General features: G+C 72.2%; 19 protein-coding genes. 4 read left to right on the plus strand and 15 right to left on the minus strand.

The features are described 5' to 3' along the window. Nucleotides 1–2: 2 nt before the first annotated feature. From mftG to mftA, 8 genes are all read right to left on the minus strand, one after another. Complete coding sequence (mftG, locus tag AYO52_RS09905; protein WP_245847280.1) at nucleotides 3–1,289, minus strand: mycofactocin system GMC family oxidoreductase MftG; 1,287 nt, start codon at nucleotides 1,287–1,289, stop codon at nucleotides 3–5. After that, nucleotides 1,286–2,773, minus strand: coding sequence for a mycofactocin biosynthesis glycosyltransferase MftF (gene mftF / locus AYO52_RS09910; RefSeq protein WP_067716567.1), 1,488 nt, complete (start codon nucleotides 2,771–2,773; stop codon nucleotides 1,286–1,288). Before mftF ends, mftG begins: the two co-directional genes overlap by 4 nt. Continuing rightward, the gene (gene mftE / locus AYO52_RS09915; protein WP_007633256.1) at nucleotides 2,770–3,459 is read right to left on the minus strand and encodes a mycofactocin biosynthesis peptidyl-dipeptidase MftE; all 690 of its coding nucleotides are present in this window, start codon (nucleotides 3,457–3,459) and stop codon (nucleotides 2,770–2,772) included. Before mftE ends, mftF begins: the two co-directional genes overlap by 4 nt. A 6-nt stretch (nucleotides 3,460–3,465) precedes the next feature. Beyond that, complete coding sequence (locus tag AYO52_RS09920; protein WP_067716570.1) at nucleotides 3,466–4,281, minus strand: mycofactocin-coupled SDR family oxidoreductase; 816 nt, start codon at nucleotides 4,279–4,281, stop codon at nucleotides 3,466–3,468. Between the two features lie 34 nt (nucleotides 4,282–4,315). After that, complete coding sequence (gene mftD / locus AYO52_RS09925; RefSeq protein WP_067716572.1) at nucleotides 4,316–5,539, minus strand: pre-mycofactocin synthase MftD; 1,224 nt, start codon at nucleotides 5,537–5,539, stop codon at nucleotides 4,316–4,318. A gap of 83 nt (nucleotides 5,540–5,622) precedes the next feature. Further along, nucleotides 5,623–6,852 carry a mycofactocin radical SAM maturase gene (mftC, locus tag AYO52_RS09930; protein ID WP_067716575.1) on the minus strand — a complete coding sequence of 410 codons (1,230 nt, stop codon included), beginning with the start codon at nucleotides 6,850–6,852 and terminating at the stop codon, nucleotides 5,623–5,625. Beyond that, nucleotides 6,849–7,175 (minus strand): mycofactocin biosynthesis chaperone MftB, encoded by a 327-nt coding sequence (gene mftB, locus AYO52_RS09935; protein ID WP_067716578.1) that lies wholly within the window; start codon nucleotides 7,173–7,175, stop codon nucleotides 6,849–6,851. The genes mftC and mftB overlap by 4 nt, the downstream gene beginning before the upstream one ends. A gap of 1 nt (nucleotide 7,176) precedes the next feature. After that, nucleotides 7,177–7,263, minus strand: a complete 87-nt coding sequence (gene mftA / locus AYO52_RS18295; protein ID WP_067716580.1) for a mycofactocin precursor MftA — start codon at nucleotides 7,261–7,263, stop codon at nucleotides 7,177–7,179. A gap of 113 nt (nucleotides 7,264–7,376) precedes the next feature. Here mftA and mftR point away from each other — a divergent pair, with 113 nt between their 5' ends. Next, the gene (mftR, locus tag AYO52_RS09945; protein WP_067716583.1) at nucleotides 7,377–8,015 is read left to right on the plus strand and encodes a mycofactocin system transcriptional regulator; all 639 of its coding nucleotides are present in this window, start codon (nucleotides 7,377–7,379) and stop codon (nucleotides 8,013–8,015) included. Nucleotides 8,016–8,041: 26 nt separating this feature from the next. Beyond that, nucleotides 8,042–8,554, plus strand: a complete 513-nt coding sequence (locus AYO52_RS09950) for a hotdog fold domain-containing protein (protein ID WP_067716585.1) — start codon at nucleotides 8,042–8,044, stop codon at nucleotides 8,552–8,554. 51 nt (nucleotides 8,555–8,605) lie between these two features. On the opposite strand, the gene AYO52_RS09955 is transcribed toward AYO52_RS09950, so the two are convergent. Beyond that, on the minus strand, nucleotides 8,606–9,472 hold the full coding sequence (locus AYO52_RS09955; RefSeq protein WP_067716588.1) for an ABC transporter permease: 867 nt from the start codon (nucleotides 9,470–9,472) through the stop codon (nucleotides 8,606–8,608). Next, nucleotides 9,469–10,461 carry an ATP-binding cassette domain-containing protein gene (locus AYO52_RS09960; protein WP_067716591.1) on the minus strand — a complete coding sequence of 331 codons (993 nt, stop codon included), beginning with the start codon at nucleotides 10,459–10,461 and terminating at the stop codon, nucleotides 9,469–9,471. Before AYO52_RS09960 ends, AYO52_RS09955 begins: the two co-directional genes overlap by 4 nt. A gap of 133 nt (nucleotides 10,462–10,594) precedes the next feature. On the opposite strand from AYO52_RS09960, the gene AYO52_RS09965 reads away from it, so the two are divergent. After that, nucleotides 10,595–10,990, plus strand: coding sequence for a VOC family protein (locus AYO52_RS09965; RefSeq protein WP_067716593.1), 396 nt, complete (start codon nucleotides 10,595–10,597; stop codon nucleotides 10,988–10,990). A 109-nt stretch (nucleotides 10,991–11,099) separates the two neighbouring features. After that, on the plus strand, nucleotides 11,100–11,921 hold the full coding sequence (locus AYO52_RS09970; RefSeq protein WP_082923926.1) for a CoA ester lyase: 822 nt from the start codon (nucleotides 11,100–11,102) through the stop codon (nucleotides 11,919–11,921). Nucleotides 11,922–12,005: 84 nt separating this feature from the next. On the opposite strand, the gene AYO52_RS09975 is transcribed toward AYO52_RS09970, so the two are convergent. The 5 genes from AYO52_RS09975 to eccCa all read right to left on the minus strand — a co-directional run bounded on the left by AYO52_RS09975 (nucleotide 12,006) and on the right by eccCa (nucleotide 19,238). Beyond that, nucleotides 12,006–13,364 carry an NAD-dependent succinate-semialdehyde dehydrogenase gene (locus AYO52_RS09975; protein ID WP_067716599.1) on the minus strand — a complete coding sequence of 453 codons (1,359 nt, stop codon included), beginning with the start codon at nucleotides 13,362–13,364 and terminating at the stop codon, nucleotides 12,006–12,008. 165 nt (nucleotides 13,365–13,529) lie between these two features. Continuing rightward, entirely contained in the window at nucleotides 13,530–13,823 is a 294-nt protein-coding gene (locus AYO52_RS09980; protein WP_067716601.1) for a WXG100 family type VII secretion target, read from the minus strand. Nucleotides 13,824–13,866: 43 nt separating this feature from the next. Continuing rightward, the gene (locus AYO52_RS09985; protein ID WP_067716986.1) at nucleotides 13,867–14,187 is read right to left on the minus strand and encodes a WXG100 family type VII secretion target; all 321 of its coding nucleotides are present in this window, start codon (nucleotides 14,185–14,187) and stop codon (nucleotides 13,867–13,869) included. A gap of 153 nt (nucleotides 14,188–14,340) precedes the next feature. Next, on the minus strand, nucleotides 14,341–15,162 hold the full coding sequence (locus AYO52_RS09990; RefSeq protein WP_067716604.1) for a hypothetical protein: 822 nt from the start codon (nucleotides 15,160–15,162) through the stop codon (nucleotides 14,341–14,343). After that, nucleotides 15,159–19,238 carry a type VII secretion protein EccCa gene (eccCa, locus tag AYO52_RS09995; RefSeq protein ID WP_067716989.1) on the minus strand — a complete coding sequence of 1,360 codons (4,080 nt, stop codon included), beginning with the start codon at nucleotides 19,236–19,238 and terminating at the stop codon, nucleotides 15,159–15,161. The genes AYO52_RS09990 and eccCa overlap by 4 nt, the downstream gene beginning before the upstream one ends. Nucleotides 19,239–19,358: the final 120 nt, after the last annotated feature.

Consider the following 19,358-nt stretch of genomic DNA (forward strand, 5'->3'; position numbering starts at 1 on the left):
TTCTACCACGCCCGCTCGGCGATCACCCGCGTAGCGAGGTCCTCGGCCACCGCGAGGACCGTGTAGTAGGGGCCGCACCGCGGCAGCGAGGGCAGCGCCGACGCATCGGCGACCCGCAGTCCCGGCACCCCCAGGACACGTCCGGAGTCGTCGAGCACCTCCCCGATCCGCGCGGTGCCGGACAGGTGCTGCGAGGTCGAGACCGTGACGTCCCCGTCCAGGCCCATCCGCTCCGCCACCCTCGCGGCGGCCTCGGCGAGGACGGCCGCGTCGTGCGGATCGTCGGCCAGGTGCACGGTCCCGTCGTCACCGATCCGGCCACGACCGACCGGGGTCATCAGGGCGACCCCGATCCGGCGCGGCGCCGGCACCAGGCCGGGGATGACGTGGTGCAGGGGGACGGCATAGGGACGGATCTCGACCTCGGCCGCCGCGGACAGCTGCAGCCGGACGACATGGGAGAGCAGGGGTGGCAGCCCCCCGGGCGCGTCCGGGCCGGGACGCGGGTACGGGTCCCGGCCCGACAGGACGTCCGCGGGAAGGTCCAACAGCAGCTCCGGATGCTCCTGCACCCCGTGGCCCACCGGGTGTCCAGTGGACGGTCCGATCCCGGACCCCATCAGCAGGGCGGCCGTCCCGATCGCCCCCGCACACAGCACCACCTGTCCGGCACCGATCTCCTCGTCGTCGTCGAGCACCACGCCGTCACACCGTCCGGCGACGCGCCCGCCCTCCCACCGGAGCGACCGGACCTGCGCCCCGGTGCGCACCCGGGCCCCCGCGCCGGACGGGTCCCAGGCGTCGAACGCGGTGACGCGCCGCGGGCCCCGGCGCGCCTGACCGATCGCGGACACGCGGCCGGGGAACGCGGCGGCCACCTGCGCGGCGACCGGCCCCATCGGCGCCAGGCCGGGTCGGAGGCGCTCGGCGGCCCGGGCCAGTCCCACCGCGTACCGCCGCGGCCAGTCCGGACCCCACTCCGCGAGGTCCGCCGGCCGGGCCGGGGTGCAGTACCCGCCGTTGACCGCTCCGGACCCGCCGAGGGTGCGGCCGCGGGGCAGGTCGAGTCTCGCCTCGCCGAGTGTGGCGCGATGACGGGCGACGACCTGCGACCCCGGACCCACGTCGAGCAGGCCCGCGCGCGGCGAGGCGCTCGCGGTGCCGGACTCCACCAGGAGGACGTCGGCACCGGCCTCGGCGAGGCGGCGGCCCATCACGCAGCCGGCCGGGCCCGCGCCGACCACCACCACGTCGGCCCTCGCGGCACGGGATCCCTCTCCGCCGCTCACCGCGTGACGTCCGGTCGCAGTGCGTCGAGCGAGCGCGCGGCCCACGCCGAGCGCCACACACCGACCCCGTAGGCCAGGTCGTCGAGACGGTGGAGAAGGACGTGCCCGAGGGGTTCGTCGATCGGCAGCCGTCCGGGTTCCCGGGCGGTCCACCAGTGCCACAGACCCTCGGCCACCGCCGCGGCGAGGAGACGCTGGCGCAGGCCGCGAGCCGCGTGGGAACGGGACCGGGCGGTGGCGGCGAGCGCGCCCGCCGTGACCGGCCAATACGGGCGTAGTAGTGCCTGCGGTAGCTGACGGACCGACGCCCCGGCTCCCCGGGTGACCAACCCGGCGGCCGCGCGACCGTCCCCGGTGAGGCCGCGGGTCCGCCACCACGCTCTCCCGATCGCACCGGCCGCGACCAGCGACCCCACCGGCGTAGCGCTCCACACCCCGATCGCCACGGCGAGAGACCACGGCGCGGCCACCGCGGACGCCACGGCGGCCCCGTGGCGGTCGGCGAGCGGTGCCGCTCCACGCCCGTAGAACGCGCGCCGCGCCAACACCGCGCCGAGCGAGGTACGATGCCGGTGCGCCACCCTGGCGGCCGGCTCGTAGCGCAGATGGCTCCCCGCGGCATCGGTGCGCCAGCACAGGTCCACGTCCTCGGCGACGCGCATGCGTTCGTCGAACGGGCCGATTCCCCCGCCCTCGGGAGGGGGCGGCAACCGGTCGGGTCGTACCGCGAGCGCCGCGCTGGGGACGTACGCCACCCGTGTGCGGGGTCGGACCCTCGCAGGCTCGGGCCCCATGTCCAACGCGGAGCGGGCCGTCTCGTACCCGCGTACCCAGAACCGCCCCGGTTCGGCGGCCACGATGCGGGGCGCGACCGCGGCGACCCGGGGGTCGTCGAGGCGGGCGAGCAGGACGTCGAGCCACCCGGGCAGCGGGATCACATCGGCGTCGAGGTAGACCACCACCTGCGCCCCGGCCCCGACGGCCGCGGCGGTGCCCGCGTTGCGGGCGGCGGCGGGTCCCCTCGACTCGTCGTGGCGCAGGATTGTGGTGGCGGCCGGGGTGACGGAGGTGGCCGGGGTGGCGGGGGTGGTCAGGGAGGCGGAGGTGGTCAGGGGCGGCGTGGAGCCGTCGTCGACGACGACGAGGTGCAGTCCGCGGGCGAGTTCCGGCGCGAGCGCCTTCGAGAGCGCGGCGACCCCGGCGGCGTCGTCACGGACGGGGACCACCACCGCGACGGCCGCCAGCGGACGGGTGCCCGTCGCGGTGCCGGCGGGGTGGGCCATCCCCCGGTCCGTGAGGGCACGCGCGAGGGCCGCACCCGCGGGGGTGTCGGTGGCGACCGTCTCGCCGCCGTCCAGGAGAGCCGACACGGCCGGCGACGGCGTGATCAGGGTGACCGGGTCGCCACCCAGCACCCGCACGACGTCGCCACGGCGCAATACCCGGGTACGACGGTCGAGCAGAACGTGGGGGACCTCGCTCATCGCAGCATCCCGTCCTCCCCCGGCCGCCAGCGTCCGAGGCGGCCGCGGGCGTCGTCGAGCAGCGCCTCCCACAGGCGCCGGCCCTCGTCGGCGGAGGCGGTGGTGGGGTCGCCCAGCACCCCGTTCGGGCTCACCGCCGCGACGCCACCCTCGCGGAGGGCGGGCAGGATCCGCGGCAACGGTTCGACACATCCGGGCGCGGCGAGGTCGACCCGCACGAGGTCGGGGTGCAGATGCAGCAGGAGCGAGGTCTCGGCGTGACCGGCGTGGGTGTCCGTGGGGTCCTCGCTCGTGCGGCAGGGCAGCCAGGCGGCGTCGCGGCCCTCGTAGCGGAGTCGGGGTACCGCGAGGCGCAGTGCGTCGACGTTGCCGCCGTGCCCGTTGACCACGACGAGCCGGTCCGCCCAGGCGCTCACCGACCGGCCGAGCTCGATGATCGTCCCGGCGAGGGCCTCGGTGCCGATCGACACGGTCCCGTCGAACGCCTGGTGCTCCCCGCTCGCACCGTAGGCGAGGCCGGGGAGCACACGGACGTCACCGGGGGCGAGGGCGCGGGCGGTCGCGGTGGCCAGGAGGGTGTCCGTCTCCGGCGGCAGGTGCGGGCCGTGTTGCTCGGTCGCCCCGAGGGGCAGCACCGCAAGCACTCCCGCACCGGCCCGGCCGGTCGCGCCGATCGCGCCCGTCACGTCGGGTCAGACCTTGATCGCGCCCATGTCGACGGTGAAGGTCGAGGCGGTGATGGTCCGCGAGGCGTCCGAGGCGAGGAACATCACCGAGTCCGAGATGTCGTCGGTGGTGGCCATGCCCATCCCCAGGATCGGCGTGAAGTGCGGCAGGAACTGCGGCATGGTGTTGAACACCTCGAGCGCGTCGGGGTCCTCCGCGCCCATCGGCGTCTGGACACCGTAGGGGTGGATCGTGTTGACCCGGATACCGTGCTCGCCGAGCTCCTTCGCCGCGGTCTGGGCCAGGCCCACCACGCCGTACTTGGACGCCGAGTAGGGCGACTGCACCGGCATGGCCTTGAGACCGGCCACCGAGCTCACCAGGATGATCGACCCGCCGTTACCGGCGGAGAGCATGTGCGGGATCGCCGCACGCAGCGTCTTCCAGTACCCCGTGAGGTTGATGTCGAGGGTGTCCTGCCACTGCTGCTCGTCGAGCTCCCAGACCTTGCCCCAGTTGCAGATGCCCGCGTTGGCGATCACCACGTCCAGGCGGCCACCGAAGCGCTCCACGCCGCGGGCCACGAGGGCCTGCTGGAACGCCAGGTCGCGGACGTCACCGACCTCGGCGAGGATCTCCCCTCCCTCGGCCTCCACGCGCTCGATGGTGGTGGCCAGGTCGTCCTCGGTGGCGGCCCGGTACTTCACGTACTCGGACGGCGAGTCACACAGGTCCAGGCCGATGATCCTGGCGCCCTCGCGCGCGAAGCGGATCGCGTGCTTGCGGCCCTGGCCGCGGGCCACACCGGTGATGTAGACGACCTTGCCGTCGAAATCTCCCACTACAGGGGGTGTCCTTCTCTTCCGTGGTGGTGGGTCAGACGCCGAGACGGCGCATGAAGTCGTCGGGGATGACGTAGTCGTCGCGGTTCAGCTCGGAGATCGAGGACTTGCTCAGCCCGATGAGGCTCGAGTCGAGTCCGGAACGCATGATGTCGAGGACGTTCTCCACTCCCGCCTGGCCGTTGGCCCCGAGCCCCCACAGGTACGCGCGACCGATCATCACGGCCCGGGCACCGAGCGCGAGTGCCTTGGCCACGTCCGAACCGCGACGGATGCCGCCGTCGAGCAGGACCTCTACCTGATCGCCCACCTCGTCGGCGATCGGCGCGAGGCACCGGATGGACGCCGGGGTGGCGTCGAGGTTGTTGCCGCCGTGGTTGGAGACGGAGATCGCGGTGACCCCGGCGTCGACGGCCCGCTTGGCGTCGTCGACCCGGGTGATGCCCTTGAGCATGACCGGTCCGTCGTAGTTCTCCACGACCCAGGCGATGTCCTCCCACGTGGCCGGCGGGGTGCCCATCCACTCGCCGTAGGCACCGAAGAACGTCGGGCCCATCTCGCCCTTGCCCACCAGGTTGGGGGTCGTCAGATCGGGGAACCGCTTGTTGACCACCACGTCGCGGGCCCATTCGGCGGCCCAGCGGGGACGCACGGCGATCTGCGGGGCGAGGGTGATCATGGCCCTGGCGTCGAGCTTCTCCGGGATGGCCGGGCTGCCCCAGTCACGGCCCATCGAGAACGACCAGTCGGTGGTGAGGATGACGCCCGCCGCCCCGGCGGCCTTGGCGCGCTCCAGCCGCTCCAGCACCTTCTCCTTGCCGCCGAGCCAGTACACCTGGAAGAAGGTCTGCGGGTTGGCCGCGATGACCTCCTCAATCGGCTTGGACGCGAACGAGCTCAGTCCCATCGCCGTGCCGCGGGCGGCCGCGGCGCGGGCCACGTCCACCTCGCCGTCCGGCGTGACGGCCTGGACGCCGGTCGGCGAGATCATCACCGGCAGGCTGATGGGCTGGCCCATCACCGTGGTGGCCATCTCGCGGTCCTGCTTGGCGCCGATCACGTGGGGCTTGGGCTCGAGCTCGGTGAAGGCGTCCATGTTGTCGCGGATGGTCACCCCCGCTTCGCTTCCGCCGACGAGCGCCATGTACACGCTCTTGGGCAGCTTCTTCTTCGCGCGGCGCTGGGCCTCCGCGACCGACTCGAACCACGGGTTCTGGCGCCAGGGGTTGGCCTCGGCGATCTTCGACAGGCGGGACACGGTGGTGGGTGCTCCTTCTAGGGGGTTCGTCCGGTCTTGCGGGGTTGGTCCGGGCCAGCGGGGTTCGTCCGGGCGGGCCGGTTTCAGATCGGGGACTCGTCGCACAGGCTGGTGGGCCGGCGCGGTGGTGTCGTGACGAGGGTCAGCGGCACCGGGCCGGTGGGCTGCTTACGCGCCGCGAGTCCCATGGGCCGGGTGTGGTCCTGCGACGGGTCGGGGATGCTGCGCTCAGCCGCGAGCAGTCCCTCTCCGTACCCCTGGACGCACTCGGGGTCCGGGCCGTCCATCGGCAGCCCGGTGAAGAACTTGGCCGCCATGCAGCCACCCCGGCAACTGTCATAGAAGTCGCAGGACGCACACGCCCCGGCCGACTGCGGCTCGCGCAGCTCACGGAACAACTCCGAGGTCTGCCACACCGTCTCGAACCCGCCGTCGGCGACGACGTTGCCGGCGAGGAACTCCTCGTGGATGGCGAACGGACAGGCGTAGACGTCGCCGATCGGGTCGATCAGGCACACCACACGGCCGGCACCGCACAGGTTGAGCCCGGGAAGCGAGCCCTGGCCTTCACCGAACGCCGACAGGTGGAAGAAGCTGTCACCCGTGAGCACGTCGGAGCCGTTCGCGACCAGCCAGTCGTACAGGTCCCTCTGCTGCTCGGGCAGCGGGTGCAGGTCGTCCCACACGTCGGCGCCGCGGCCCGACGGGCGCAGGCGGGTGATGCGCAGGGTCGCGTCGTACTTGTCGGCCAGCGCCTTGAACTCGTCCAGCTGGGTGACGTTCTCGCGCGTCACCACCACCGAGATCTTGGCGTCGGTGAAGCCGGCGTCCTTGAGGTTCTGCAGCGCACGGCAGGCCATGTCGAAGGACCCCGGGCCGCGGACCGCGTCGTTGACCTCCGCGGTCGCACCGTCGATGGAGATCTGGACGTCCACGTAGTCGCTCGCGGCCAGGCGCCTGGCGACCTTCTCGTCGATACGGACACCGTTGGTGGAGAACTTCACGCCCACCTGGTGGCTGGTGGCGTAGTCGACCAGCTCCCAGAAATCGGAGCGGACCGTGGGCTCGCCTCCGCCGATGTTGACGTAGAAGACCTGCATCTTCTGCAACTCGTCGATGATCGCCTTGCACTGCTCGGTGCTGAGCTCGCGCGGGTCACGGCGACCGGAGGAGCTCAGGCAGTGCACGCAGGCGAGGTTGCAGGCGTAGGTGAGTTCCCAGGTCAGGCAGATCGGCGCGTCGAGCCCGCGCTCGAACTGGTCGACGAGGCGGCCGACGGGCGCCGGGACGGGACGGTCGAGCATGCTGGTCATGAGGTCTCCTCGATCATGCGCGAGGCGGCGAGCTGGCCGAGCGCGTGCAGGTACAGCCGCGCTGTCGCCGGATCATCGATCGACACCCCGGCGGCGGCACAGGCGGCGCGCGCAGTGGGGTGGTCGGCGAGGGTGCGGACCACCTCGACGATGGTCGGCGACTTGAGGAAGCTGAGCTTGCGGGTGTGGAAGTGGTAGAGCAGTGCCCCGAACGGCTCGGGCCGGAGCGCCACCCCGGGGTGCAGGCGCCAGCCGGCGTCGAGGTCGAATTCCGCCGGGGCGGCTGACTGCTCGGCGTCGGCCGGCGCTGCTGCGGAGGTCATCTCAGTAGACCCCACACATGCCGTCGATGGAGACCTCCTCGATGAGGGCCTCCTCCAGCACGACCTCGGTGTTCTGCGTGTTCTCCATGACGTGTCCTCTCGTCTGGCACTCCGGCGACATCCCACCGGTTTCCGGTGAGATCTGCATCATATTGGCACTTAGTGCCAGTGGCAAGGGTCACTCATCTAGGCTCTCGTGTCATGGGAATGCCGGAACTGCCCGGAACCGGGACACGGCCCCCGGGACGTCGGCCGTCGACCACGCGCGCCTCCATCGTCGACGTGGCCCTCGACCTGTTCGCCCGGCAGGGCTACGACGCGACCAGCGTCGACCAGATCGCCGAGGCCGCGCACATCTCCCGCCGCACGCTGTTCCGCTATTTCCCCGGCAAGGCCGCCATCGCCTGGGGCGAGTTCGACGAGCAGATCGACCTCATGCTGGAGTACCTCGCCGACGTGCCCGAGCAGACGCCACTGCGCGACGCCCTCGCCGACGCACTCATCGCGTTCAACACGTTCCCCCGCGAGCAGACGGAGGCGCACCGACTACGGATGCGCCTCCTGCTCGGCGTGGACGAACTGCAGGCGCACTCGACCCTCGTGTACGCCGACTGGCGCCGGGCCGTGGCCGGGTTCGTCGCCGCCAGGCTCGGCCAGGCGGTGGACGATCTCGTGCCCGCCGCGACCGCGCACGCCGCGCTGGGGATCGGGCTGTCGGCCTACCGCCTGTGGGTGGCCGAGCCCGGAGCCGACCAGGATCGCCTCCACGAGCTCCTGCGTCACGGGACACAGATCCTCGCCCGAGAGGACGCGTTCGAGCCCAGTGGGCGACCGCGCTGAACTTACCGGCGGGTAACCTCGTCGTCGTGACCGACTCCGACACCTCCCCCACCCACCACGCCGACACCTCCACCTACCGGCTGTGGAAGACCGCCACCCGGCTCCCGTTCGGCTCCCGCCTGTTCAGCGCGGCGGTGAGCCTCAAGGCCCCGTACTTCCGCACGGCGTACCCGCACGTCGTCGAACTCCGACCGGGCCGCTGCGTCGTCCGCGGACCCGGCTGGTGGGGCAACCGCAACCACATCGGCACCTTCCACGTGATCGCGGCGTGCAACCTCGCCGAGATGGCCGTGGGCATGCTCGCCGAGGCCACGGTTCCCACCACCCACCGATGGATCCCCGTCGGGATGAACGTGCGCTACCCCGCCATGTCGACCGGCGGCATGACCGTCACCGCCGAGTGGACGGACATGCCGGACTTCTCGACTTTCACCAGCGGACAGGACGTCGAGGTCCCGCTGACGTTCGTCGACGACGCCGGGGTCGAGCCCATCACCGGCTCGATCACCATCCGCGTCTCGCCCGGGAAGAAGCGCTGAGACGGTACCGGCTCTCCCGTCGGCGGGCTCGTCGGCGGGCTGACCGGCGCGCTAATCGCGGGTGCGGGCGTCGAAGGCCTTGATCGCTATCGGGGCGATCACCACCGTCAGGCCGACGATCCACAACAGTGACGCCAGCACCGGGTGCTGCAACGGCAGGGCGGCGTCCGGACCGACCGCCGGAGCGTTCCCCCAGAGCTCACGCATCGCCTGCACGACCGAGGAGAGCGGGTTCCACTCCGCGATCGCCCGCAACCACACGGGCATCGACTCCGGCGGGGCGAAGGTGTTGGCGACGAACGTGATGGGGAACGTCGTGGTGAACATGACGCCGTTCACCGCCTCGATCGTCTTGAGCCTCGAGCCCACGACGATGCCGATCCAGATCATGACGAAGCCGAAGCCCAGCAGGATGAGGTACCCCAGCAGCGCGTCGAGGAGCCCGCTGCGGATCCTCCACCCCACGATGAGGCCCGTCAGCGACATGACGACCACGCCGATCGAGGAGTGGATGAGGCTGGACGCACTGCGCGCGATGAGGATCGACGATCGCTGGATGGGCAGCGTCCGGAAGCGGTCGATGATCCCCTTGTTGAGGTCGTTGCACAGCCCGGAGGCCACGACGAACGACGAGAACGCCATGGTCTGCGCCATGATCCCCGGCAGCAGCCACTCCCGGTAGTCCCCGCTGCCCGCCACGGCGATCGCACCGCCGAAGACGAACGCGAACAGCAGGACGAACATCACCGGCTGGATGGTGACGTCGGCGAGGTTCTCCGGCTGGCGCCGGATGTGGAAGAGGTTGCGGCGCACCAGGGCAGAGATCTGCCGGCCGAACGAGGGCCCGTCGGGACGGACCGGCACGGAGAAGCGTTCCCGCTCCGGGGACGTGGTGGCAGGGTCGGCGACAGTGCTCATACCCGGGACTCCTGATCGGTCGTGTCGGTCTGCGGGTCCTCCGCCTTGCGGCCCGTGAGAGAGAGGAAGACGTCGTCGAGACTCGGCCGTTGCAGGCCGATGTCGTCGAGTTCGATACCCGCCTCGGTGAAGTCCGCCGCGATCGCGGACAGGGCCGAGACCCCCTCCGACGGCGCGGTGAGACGGCGCGCGTCCCGGTCGACGTGCAGATCCTCGATGCGCCCCGCCAGGACGCGGGCGGCCTCGTCCACGTCGTCCGGTCGGGACACCGTGACCACCAGGCTCGCCGCGCCCGAACGGTCCTTGAGCTGCAACGGCGTCCCGTCGGCGATGACGCTGCCGTGGTCGATGACGATCACCCGGTCGGCCAGCTGGTCGGCCTCGTCGAGGTACTGCGTGGTCAGCAGCAACGTCGTGCCGTCCCGCACCAGACCCCGTAGGACGTCCCACAGTTCATTGCGCGACCGCGGGTCGAGCCCCGTGGTCGGCTCGTCCAGGAACAACACGGGCGGGGCGGCGACGAGGCTCGCCGCGAGGTCGAGCCGACGCCGCATTCCGCCGGAGTAGCTCTTCGCGACCCTGGTGGCGGCATCGGTCAGGGAGAACTTCTCGAGCAGTTCGTCCGCGCGCGCCTTGACCGCCCTCTTGGGCAGGCCGTAGAGGTCGCCGATGAGGCGGAGGTTCTCGCGCCCGGTGAGCAACTCGTCCACCGTTGCCGACTGGGCCGTCAGGCCCATCGCCTTGCGGACCTGTGCCGGCTCACGCAGCACATCGTGCCCGGCGACCCGGGCGGTTCCCGAGGTCGGCGGGCTCAGCGTGGTCATCATCCGGATGGTGGTCGTCTTGCCGGAGCCGTTGGGGCCGAGCAGCCCGAGGACGGTTCCGGTGGGGACCGCGAACGAGATGTCGTCCACGGCGGTGAAATCACCGAAGCGCTTCACGAGGTGTTCTGCTTCTATCGCCGGCGCGGAAGAGGATCGGGTGCTCACCTAGAAAGGGTGTCCCCCGCCCGCGTCCCAGTCAACACTCACCGCTCGCTTTGCGGACAGTTCCTGTCAGCAATGGGCTCCGGCGGCCGCGGAGCGGATGCCGACGGACGCCCACCGACCTACCGTGGAGAGTATGCCGCGCATCACAGTGACCTCCGTCCACGTCGATGACCAGACCCGCGCACTGGCCTTCTACACCGAGGTCCTGGGCTTCGTGATCAAGCACGATCTCCCGGCCGGGGACTTCCGCTGGCTCACGGTGGTGGACCCGGGCGACCCGGGTGGCACGCAGCTGCTGCTCGAGCCCGACCAGCACCCCGCGGCGCGCGCGTACGCCACCGCCCTGCACGCCGACGGCATCCCGGCCGCGCAGTTCGAGGTGGACGACATCCACCGGGTGCACGACGAACTGAAGGAGCGGGGCGCCCGGATCGTGCAACCCCCCACCGAGATGGGCCCGGTGTGGGCACTGGTCCTCGACGACACCTGCGGCAACCTGATCCAGCTGGTCACCGCACCCGCGATGTGAGAGTCGTTCCCGCATGCGCCCGCCGGGGGCGCCCGGCGTATCGTGGGGAGGTTGCCAGCGCGATCGTCGCCGCCTCACGACCAAAGGATGACCGGAACCCATGAGCCCCATGTCGACCATCCCACCGACCATCGCCCGTTCGTGGCTGCTGCTGCCCGCGGACAAGTCCGAGCGCTTCGACGCCGCCGTCAACTCGGAGATGGACGTGGTGGTCCTCGACGTGGAAGACGGGTGTCGGCAGTCCGAGAAGGAACGGGCCCGTCGTGAGGTCCGTCAGTGGCTCGAGGCCGGGAACCACGCGTGGATCCGCATCAACGACGTCCGGTCCCCCGAATGGGAGAAGGACCTCATGGCGCTCGGGCACTGCCCCGGGCTGGACGGCGTGATGCTGGCCAAGACCGAGAACGCCGAGCACGTCTCCCTCACTGCCGCGCGTCTGGCCGAGAACACCCCGATCGTCGCGCTGGTGGAGTCGGCCGACGGTCTCGCCCAGGCCGCCGAGATCGCCAAGTCCGAGCAGGTGGTGCGGCTGGCGTTCGGCGTCGGTGACTTCCGTCGCGACACGGGCATCGGGTCGTCGCAGATCGCACTGGCGTACACGCGCTCGCAGTTCGTGGTGGCCAGCCGGATCGCGCGCGTGGCCCCGCCCATCGACGGGCCGACCATCTCCAATGACACGCAGGTCCTCAAGGACGCCGCCGAGCACGCGGTCGAGATGGGCATGACCGGCAAGCTGTGCCTCCGCGTGGACCAGGCGCCCTACATCAACGAGGTTCTCTCCCCCTCCGCGGCCGACGTCTCGTGGGCCGAGTCCGTGATCGATGAGCTCGGTCCCGGCGGTGAGCGCGCCCGCGACGGCGCCGACCTGCCGCGCCTGGCCCGGGCCCAGAAGATCGCGCGACTCGCGCAGGCGTACGCCGGGGCTCGCTGACGCGACCTCGCGCGCGAACAGGGCCCCGGCTGCGTTGTGCAGCCGGGGCCCTGTCGTCGTTCGCGGGGTGGGCGTGTTGCCGGGTCAGTGCACCCGCTGGAGCCGGACGTTGGCGAACTCGGTCAGTCCCCAGCGGCCGAGCTCGCGGCCGTAGCCCGAACGCTTGACGCCGCCGAACGGCAGGCCGGGCATCGTCGTGCCGTGTTCGTTGACGTAGGCCATCCCCACCTCGAGCCGCTCGGCCACCTCGGAGGCGCGGTCGACGTCGGTTCCCCACACCGAGCCGGACAGACCGAACGGGGTGTCGTTGGCGATCCGCACGGCCTCGTCGACGGAGTCGTAGCCGTACACCATGGCGACGGGGCCGAAGATCTCCTCGCGGTAGGCGTCCATCTCCGGGGTGATGTCGGTGAGGACGGCGGGCTGCATGAATGCGCCGGGGCGATCGATCGCCGCGCCGCCCGTGACGAGCGTCGCCCCCTGCTCCGCGGCGCGCTGGACCTGCTCGACCACGCCGTCGCGCGCGTCCTCGGAGGACAGCGGGCCCAGCTCGGTGCCCTCGTCGGCGGCGGGCCCGACGGCCAGTTCCTCGTAGAGGTTCTTCAGCCGCCCGACGAAGTCGTCCTTCATCTGCGCGGGCACGAAGATCCGCTTGGGCGAGTTGCAGGCCTGCCCGCAGTTCGACAGCCGCGCCCGGCCCACGGTCTCGACCAGTTCGTCGAGGTCGTCGGCGTCCAGGACGACGAGCGGGTCCGAGCCGCCGAGCTCCAGGACGCTGGGCTTGAGGTTCTTCGCGGCGACGGTGGCCACCGCGGCGCCGGCGCCCTCGCTGCCGGTGAGGGAGACGCCCTTGATCCTGGGGTCGGCGATCATCTCGGCCACCGTGTCACTGGAGGCGTACACGTTGACGTAGGCGTCCTCGGGGAGGCCGGCTCCGCGCTGGACCTTCTCGATCGCCGCCGACGAGCGGGCGCAGATGCTCGCGTGCTTGAGCACGATGGTGTTGCCCAGCAGCAGGTTGGGCGCCGCGAACCGGGCCACCTGGTAGTAGGGGTAGTTCCACGGCATGATGCCGACCAGCGGGCCGACCGGCTCGTAGGTCACCCGGTTGAGGCGGGCGTCCGGCACATCGAGGGTGTCGGACTCGAGCAGCGCGGGACCGTGCTCGCCGTACCAGCGGTAGATCGACGCCGCGAGGGCCACCTCGCCGCGGGCCTGCGCGGGGAGCTTGCCCATCTCGGTGGTGATCGCCTTGCCGAGCTCCTCTTGGTGCTCCTCGAAGGCGTCGGCGATCGCCAGGAGGATCCGTGCCCGCTCGGACACCTCCGTCGCGCGCCAGGCGGTGAACCCCTCGGTGACGGTGCTCAGGATGGCGTCGACGTCCTCGGTCTGCTCGTACTCGCGGTCGGTCCGGCCGGTCGACGGATCGTGCGTGACGTACATGCGGTCCCCCTTCGTGTGGCGTTCTCCACGTGGCGTTCACCGGGATCGTTCCCGGGTCGTGCCGCGACGGTAGGACGCCCGCGGGCCGGACGCATCCGGTCGACACGCCACGACCCCGCCGTCGTCGCGGGACGTCGGCGGGGTCGGGGTGCCCGTCGAGCCGGTTCAGCCCCAGCCCTGGGCGGCGCGACGATCGGCGTCGGCCATACCCTGATTGCCCTGGCCGGCGGCGCGGGAGATCTCGGCGAGCATCGACTGGAGCGCGGCCGCGGCCTGATCCCAGTCGTTCTGGTGCGCCTGGTAGGCGACGGCGGCGTCGCCCTCCCACTCGGCGACCAGCGGTGCGAGGTAGGCCTTGAGATCGTCGAGAGTGGTGCGCAGGTTGACCGAGGCCTGCGTGACCTGGCCGACGAGTGCCTCGATCGGGCCGTGGTTGTAGGTGATCTGTCCTGAGGTCATGGGGGTACCCTTCCGGTGCTGGCGGTGCTGGCGGTGCTGGTGGTCAGAGGTTGAGAGGCCCGGCGGCGCCGGCGCGGTTGATGAGCGCGGCCGAATCCTGGTCCGCTGCGTCGAACGATGTGCTGTTGGTGCGCATCGTCTCCGAGATCCCCGCCAGCGCGGTGTTGAGCTTGGTGCTCTGCTGCTGCCATTCGGTCATGATCTGGGTGAAGCGGGCCTGCGCGGCGCCCCTCCACACCGAGCCGCCGAGTTGGGACACCGAGTCCCGCACGGTGCCGAGCAGGCGGTCGATCTCCAGGTTCACGTCGTCGACCCTCCTGGCCGCGGTGTCCATGGTCCCGATGTGGGTGTTGAACCCGGTCATCTCGTCCTCCACTGTGGTCGGTGCGGAATCCCCTTCTGGGTCCGTCACAGTGTTCGACGCGCCCGTGGGGCGGTTCGGTTCCGCAGGATCGGTAAAAACTCGTCCGTCCCGCTCGTGTCCGGGCCGCCCGCGCGGTCCGGTCACGCGACCCGGTCACGCGGTCGCGTACAGGCGCCACGCCGCCTCGACCGGTGAGATCGCGGGGACCACGAAGGACAGCAGTCGGGCCCGGTCGCAGGCGTCCACGACGCGCTCGGCGAGGCGACCGCGCACCAGCACCTCGGTCGACCCGGTGCCCGCCTCACGCCGGCGACGGCGCACCTCGGCGACGGCGTCGAGGACCCGCGGCACCTCATCGTCGACCGCGGTGTCGCGACAGGGGTCCCGCCGGTGCACCACGGCCCGGTCGACGAGTACGAGTCCGCCACGGGTCCGCTCGACGAGTCCCACGGTGGTCCGCGTGTGGCAGGACTCCACGCAGAGCGCCCACCGTGCGGAGGACGACGGCAGGGCCTCGGCGGTGACCAGCGCGGACCTGACCACGTGGGCGGTGACCCCCGCGCCGTGGGCGGCGCCGACGAGCCGCGTGGTGCGGCTGGTCCCCCAGTCGGTGGGTACGACCAGCACCACGGCGTCGCCCTCGCGGGCCCCTCCCCACCGCAGTGCCCGGGTCACGGGGGCACCGAGGAGTTCTGAGACCGGGACCGACAGGCCCGCGACCTCGACGCGGTCACGGTGGGCGTGCGCGACCGGATCGGCCAGGCAGCGGTCCGGGAAGCGGCCGGCGGCGACCTCCACGCGGGCGGAGCACTCGAGGCGATCGCCCCCCGGCGGGAGCGCCGAGCCGTCCAACCCGGCGAGCACCGATGCCGGAGCGACCACCGGGGACAGCACCGCGGAGGCGGACGCCGCCGCCACCGTCAGCCCCGAGCAGGACAGGTCGACGGCCAGGGTCGCCGCCCGCGTGTCGGTCACACCTCGCCGCCCTGTCCCGGCTCGGACAGGGCGGTCTGCACCAGCCGGACGCCGCCGTCGCGGGTGATGAGTCGGCCCCGGCCCGCCGGCAGCGGCCCCGGCCGGATACCGCCGAGCAGTGGGCCCTCCTCCCGACTGCCGGACATGAGGAACCCGGCCCCGCCGAGATCCCGGATGCGGGCGACGAACGGGTCGAACATCGCCCGCGACGCCCCGGCGCTGCGCCGTGCCAGGACCACCGTCAGACCGATGTCGCGGGCGTGGGGCAGGAACCGGGTGAGCGGTTGCAGCGGGTTGCCCCCGCCGGTGATGACCAGATCGAGGTCGTCGACGAGCAGGTGGATCCGCGGGCCGCTCCACCACGACCGCGCCCGCAGTTCCTCCGGGGTGACGTCGGCGCCCGGCATGCGCTCGTCGAGGACGCGGACGAGGTGCTCGACCATCGGGGCCAGGGCGGTCTCGGTGGGCGCGTACCCCGCGAGGTGGTCTCCCTTGATCTCGCCGAGCATGGTGCGTCGGTAGTCGACCACGATGAGTCTGGCGTGCTCGGGGCCGTTTCCGGCTACCAGTCCGCGAGCCAGCGAGCGCAGCAGCGAGGTCTTGCCGCATTCGGAGTCACCGAGTACCAGCATCAGCGGGTCGCCCTCGAGGTCGGCGTAGACCGCCGTGAGGTCGGCCTCGTCCACCCCGAGCGGGACCCGGGTGCGGCGTCCGTCCGGGCCGGGGCGCGACAGACTCGCCAGCTGCGAGTACGGGAGCACCTCCGGCAGCATCCGGACCGGCGCCGCGGCGACGTCGCCCACCCGCGCCCGCCACCTGCGCGCGAGATGGCGGGACGCCTCGGCGGTCGCGTCGGCCATGCCGTCCGCGTCGACCCGCCCGTCGAGGCGGGGCTGGTGGACGAGCATGTGGTGACGGTCCGGCGTGAGCCCGCGGCCCGGGGCGGCGGGCACGGTCATCGCGGCCCGCCGATCGATCATCGAGTCGGTGGGATCCCCCAGTCGCAGTTCGACCCGGGTGCCGAGGGCGTCACGCAACGCCGGTCGGAGGTCCGCCCACCGGGACGCGGACAGCACCACGTGGATCCCGTAGGACAGCCCGTCCGCGGCCAGCCCCAGCACGGTCTGCTCGAGATCCTCGAACTCGGTGCGCAGGGCCTGCCAGCCGTCGATCACCAGGAGCACGTCGGGGTACTCCGCCACAGGGCGGCCGTCCCGGTCGACCACCCGGCGCCGCGCCTGGTCGACGGAGGCCACGCCGTCCTCGCGGGACGCGGTCTCGCGGCGACGGCGCTCGGCGTCCACCTCGGCGATCGTGCGGCGGATCTTCTCGTCCTCACCACGACGGGCGACCCCGCCGACGTGGGGCAGGTCCGCGACCGACTGCAGCGCCCCGCCACCCAGGTCCACGACGTACACCGACAGGCGGCCGGGGTCGTTCGTGGCCGCCGCGGACAGCACGAGCGTGCACAGCGTGGTCGACTTGCCGGATCGCGTCCCGCCCACCACGGCGACGTTGCCGTCCGCCCCGGAGAGGTCCGCGTGCCAGATGGCGCGGCGCTGTTCGAACGGCAGGTCCACCTCGGCCAGCGGGAACCTCAGGCGGGCCGGCCGACCGGCCGTCGGGGTCGCTCCGGAGCCCTCGGGTCCGGCCCCGGCGCGCTCGTCCGTCGGTTCGGTACCTACCGCGGCGTCGAGCGGCGCCCCCTCCCCGAGCGGCGCCAGCCACACCTCGTGCGCGGGCCTGCCGTGCCCGGCGAGTCGCCCCACCAGGACCTCGAGGAGGCTCGCGGACCCGTCGGCGGGCCCCTCGTCCGCGGCGCCGGAGGACGGGCGGGCCTCGTCGTCGTCGACCCCGGACGCCGCCGGAGTAGGGGCCGGCACGGGCATGTACCAGGACGTGAACGGGCGGACCGCCGCGCGGGCGACCGGTGCGGCCACCGACGACCCGTCGAGTCGACGGTCCTTCCGGTACGGCCCGGAGACGTAGGCGGCGTCGAAGCGCACCGGGTCGCCGGCGTCCACTTTGAGGTACCCGGCGCCCGGGGTGGCGGGGAGGTGGTAGGCATCGGTGACCCCGAGAACCGTGCGCGACTCGGTGGCGGAGAACGTCTTGAGCGCGATCCGGTAGGACAGGTGGCTGTCCAACCCGCGCAGCCGCCCCTCCTCGAGCCGCTGCGACGCGAGAAGCAGGTGGATGTGCAGGCTGCGGCCCAGGCGACCGATGGTGAGGAACAGTTCCGCGAACTCGGGTTTGGACGACAGGAGTTCCGAGAACTCGTCGACCACGATCACCAGCGCCGGGAGCGGTTCGAGCGGGGCTCCTTTGGCACGGGCGGCCTCGTACTGGCCGACGCCTCCGTAGTTGCCCGCGGCACGCAGCACCTCCTGGCGGCGGGTGAGCTCGCCCTCGAGCGCGTCGCGCATCCGGTCGACCATGGTGATCTCGGCCTGGAGGTTGGTGATGACGGCGGCGACGTGCGCCAGCGACTCCAGCCCGAGGAACGTGGCACCGCCCTTGAAGTCCACCAGGACGAGGTTGAGCGAGTCCGGGTCGTGGGTGGCGACCAGGCCCAGCACGAGGGTGCGCAGGAACTCGGACTTCCCCGAACCCGTCGCGCCGATGCACAGACCGTGCGGTCCCATGCCTCCGTGCGCGGCCTCCTTGAGGTCCAACTCGACGGGGGCACCGTCCGGGCTGACCCCCACCGGCACGCGCAGCCGGTCGCGTTCGCCGCGCCGCCGCCACGCCACCGCGGGATCGACCTGAGTGGCCACGCCGATGCCCAGCAGGTCCGGAAGCCCGGGCGCGCGGCGGGTCGTGGTGGAGCCGTCGGCGTGGGTCACCGTGTCGGCGGGTCGGTACCGGGACAGGGCCATGGCCAACCGCTCGGCCTCCGGCGGGCTCATCGCGTCGACCCGGGCGATGTCCTCGTCCCCGGCCTCGCTGCGCACGCGGGCCACGCGGTCGTCGTCGACCCGGATGCACAGGCCGCGGCGCAGCGCGAGGTCGCGCAGTTGCCCCGCGCGGCTGCCGGAGACCTCGAGCACCGTGACCCCGTCCAGTCCGTCCTCCGCCAGGAGACGTTCCGCGCCGGTGACGCCCACACCGTCGACGACGACGACGAGGTGCGCCCGTCCCGGCACGACCGGGGCACTCGGTGAGAACGCCGAACGGTCGGAGATGCCCGTTCCCAGCATCGACTCCGCCCCGGCGAGAGAGAACTCGGTGAGCCGGACCCGACCACCGCCGTCGGTGTAGTCGGGGTGTTCGTGGTGCGGGAGCCATTTGAGCCACTCCCAGGCCTGACGGGCGTCGCCCTCGCTCGCGGCCACCGCGACCCGGACCCTGTCGGGCCCGTGGGCCACGACGAGCCCGGCGATCATCGCGCGTACCGCGGAACGCACCACCTCCACCTCACCGTCGAGCGACAGCGCGGCGAACGCGCGCAGCTCCAGCGCCACGGGCAGGTCGTCGACCACCGAGTGCACGCGGACGAAGCGGCGCATGCTCACCACCGAGACCGGCTCCAGGTCGTCGACCGGGCCGGTGTCGGGCGCGTCCACCCGGGTCGCCAGTGCCTGACGGCCCGGGCCCACCCGGATGGTGAGGTCCTCGGGATCCGACTCGTCGCGTTCCCACATCCGGGGCGTGCCCACCAACGCGGGCAGCTCCACCGGATCCGGGTGACGCCACAGGGCGGCGGCGCGCTGGGCGGATGCGGTCGCGCGCACGGTGTCGCGGGTCTGGCCGAGATAGCGCAGGTAGTCCTTCCGCAGTTCGTCGGTCTCGGCGGTCTTGTTACCGCCGCTCAGAGTCCCCGCGAGCATGCCGACGGCGGAGACCGCCATCATCACCGGGAAGAGCATGAACATGGGATTGCGCATCATGCCGGTCCGCATCACCACCACGACCATCCCGCCCACGGCCACCACCAGCACGATCGGCAGGATGATCTGGACGAGGGGCCGGGGCGTGGGCCGGGGCAGGGCGGGCGGTGCCTGCAGCGCCAGCTCCCCACCGGGCATCGGCGGCGCGTCGAGCTTCTCCGCGCGGGTGAACACCACATCACCCATGAACGTCACCCGTGCACGTCACCAGTGATCGATCCCTTCGCTCCCGCCGGGTGTGACCCCGCCGCCGGGAGATGGCGTCCCCACGAGCGCCCGTCCGACCCGACAATATCGGCGTATCGG

It is taken from the genome of Dietzia sp. 111N12-1, from assembly GCF_001658045.1.
GTDB lineage: Bacteria > Actinomycetota > Actinomycetes > Mycobacteriales > Mycobacteriaceae > Dietzia > Dietzia kunjamensis.

Bases quoted from the DNA above. Each gene is read 5' to 3' on its own strand.
- mftB (WP_067716578.1), bottom strand. From the start codon at position 7,175: ATGACCTCCGCAGCAGCGCCGGCCGACGCCGAGCAGTCAGCCGCCCCG.
- mftA (WP_067716580.1), bottom strand. From the start codon at position 7,263: ATGGAGAACACGCAGAACACCGAGGTCGTGCTGGAGGAGGCCCTCATC.
- AYO52_RS09965 (WP_067716593.1), top strand. From the start codon at position 10,595: ATGCCGCGCATCACAGTGACCTCCGTCCACGTCGATGACCAGACCCGC.
- eccCa (WP_067716989.1), bottom strand. From the start codon at position 19,238: ATGGGTGATGTGGTGTTCACCCGCGCGGAGAAGCTCGACGCGCCGCCG.
- mftC (WP_067716575.1), bottom strand. From the start codon at position 6,852: ATGACCAGCATGCTCGACCGTCCCGTCCCGGCGCCCGTCGGCCGCCTC.
- AYO52_RS09970 (WP_082923926.1), top strand. From the start codon at position 11,100: ATGTCGACCATCCCACCGACCATCGCCCGTTCGTGGCTGCTGCTGCCC.
- AYO52_RS09975 (WP_067716599.1), bottom strand. From the start codon at position 13,364: ATGTACGTCACGCACGATCCGTCGACCGGCCGGACCGACCGCGAGTAC.
- mftR (WP_067716583.1), top strand. From the start codon at position 7,377: ATGGGAATGCCGGAACTGCCCGGAACCGGGACACGGCCCCCGGGACGT.
- AYO52_RS09980 (WP_067716601.1), bottom strand. From the start codon at position 13,823: ATGACCTCAGGACAGATCACCTACAACCACGGCCCGATCGAGGCACTC.
- AYO52_RS09955 (WP_067716588.1), bottom strand. From the start codon at position 9,472: ATGAGCACTGTCGCCGACCCTGCCACCACGTCCCCGGAGCGGGAACGC.
- mftF (WP_067716567.1), bottom strand. From the start codon at position 2,773: ATGAGCGAGGTCCCCCACGTTCTGCTCGACCGTCGTACCCGGGTATTG.
- AYO52_RS09985 (WP_067716986.1), bottom strand. From the start codon at position 14,187: ATGACCGGGTTCAACACCCACATCGGGACCATGGACACCGCGGCCAGG.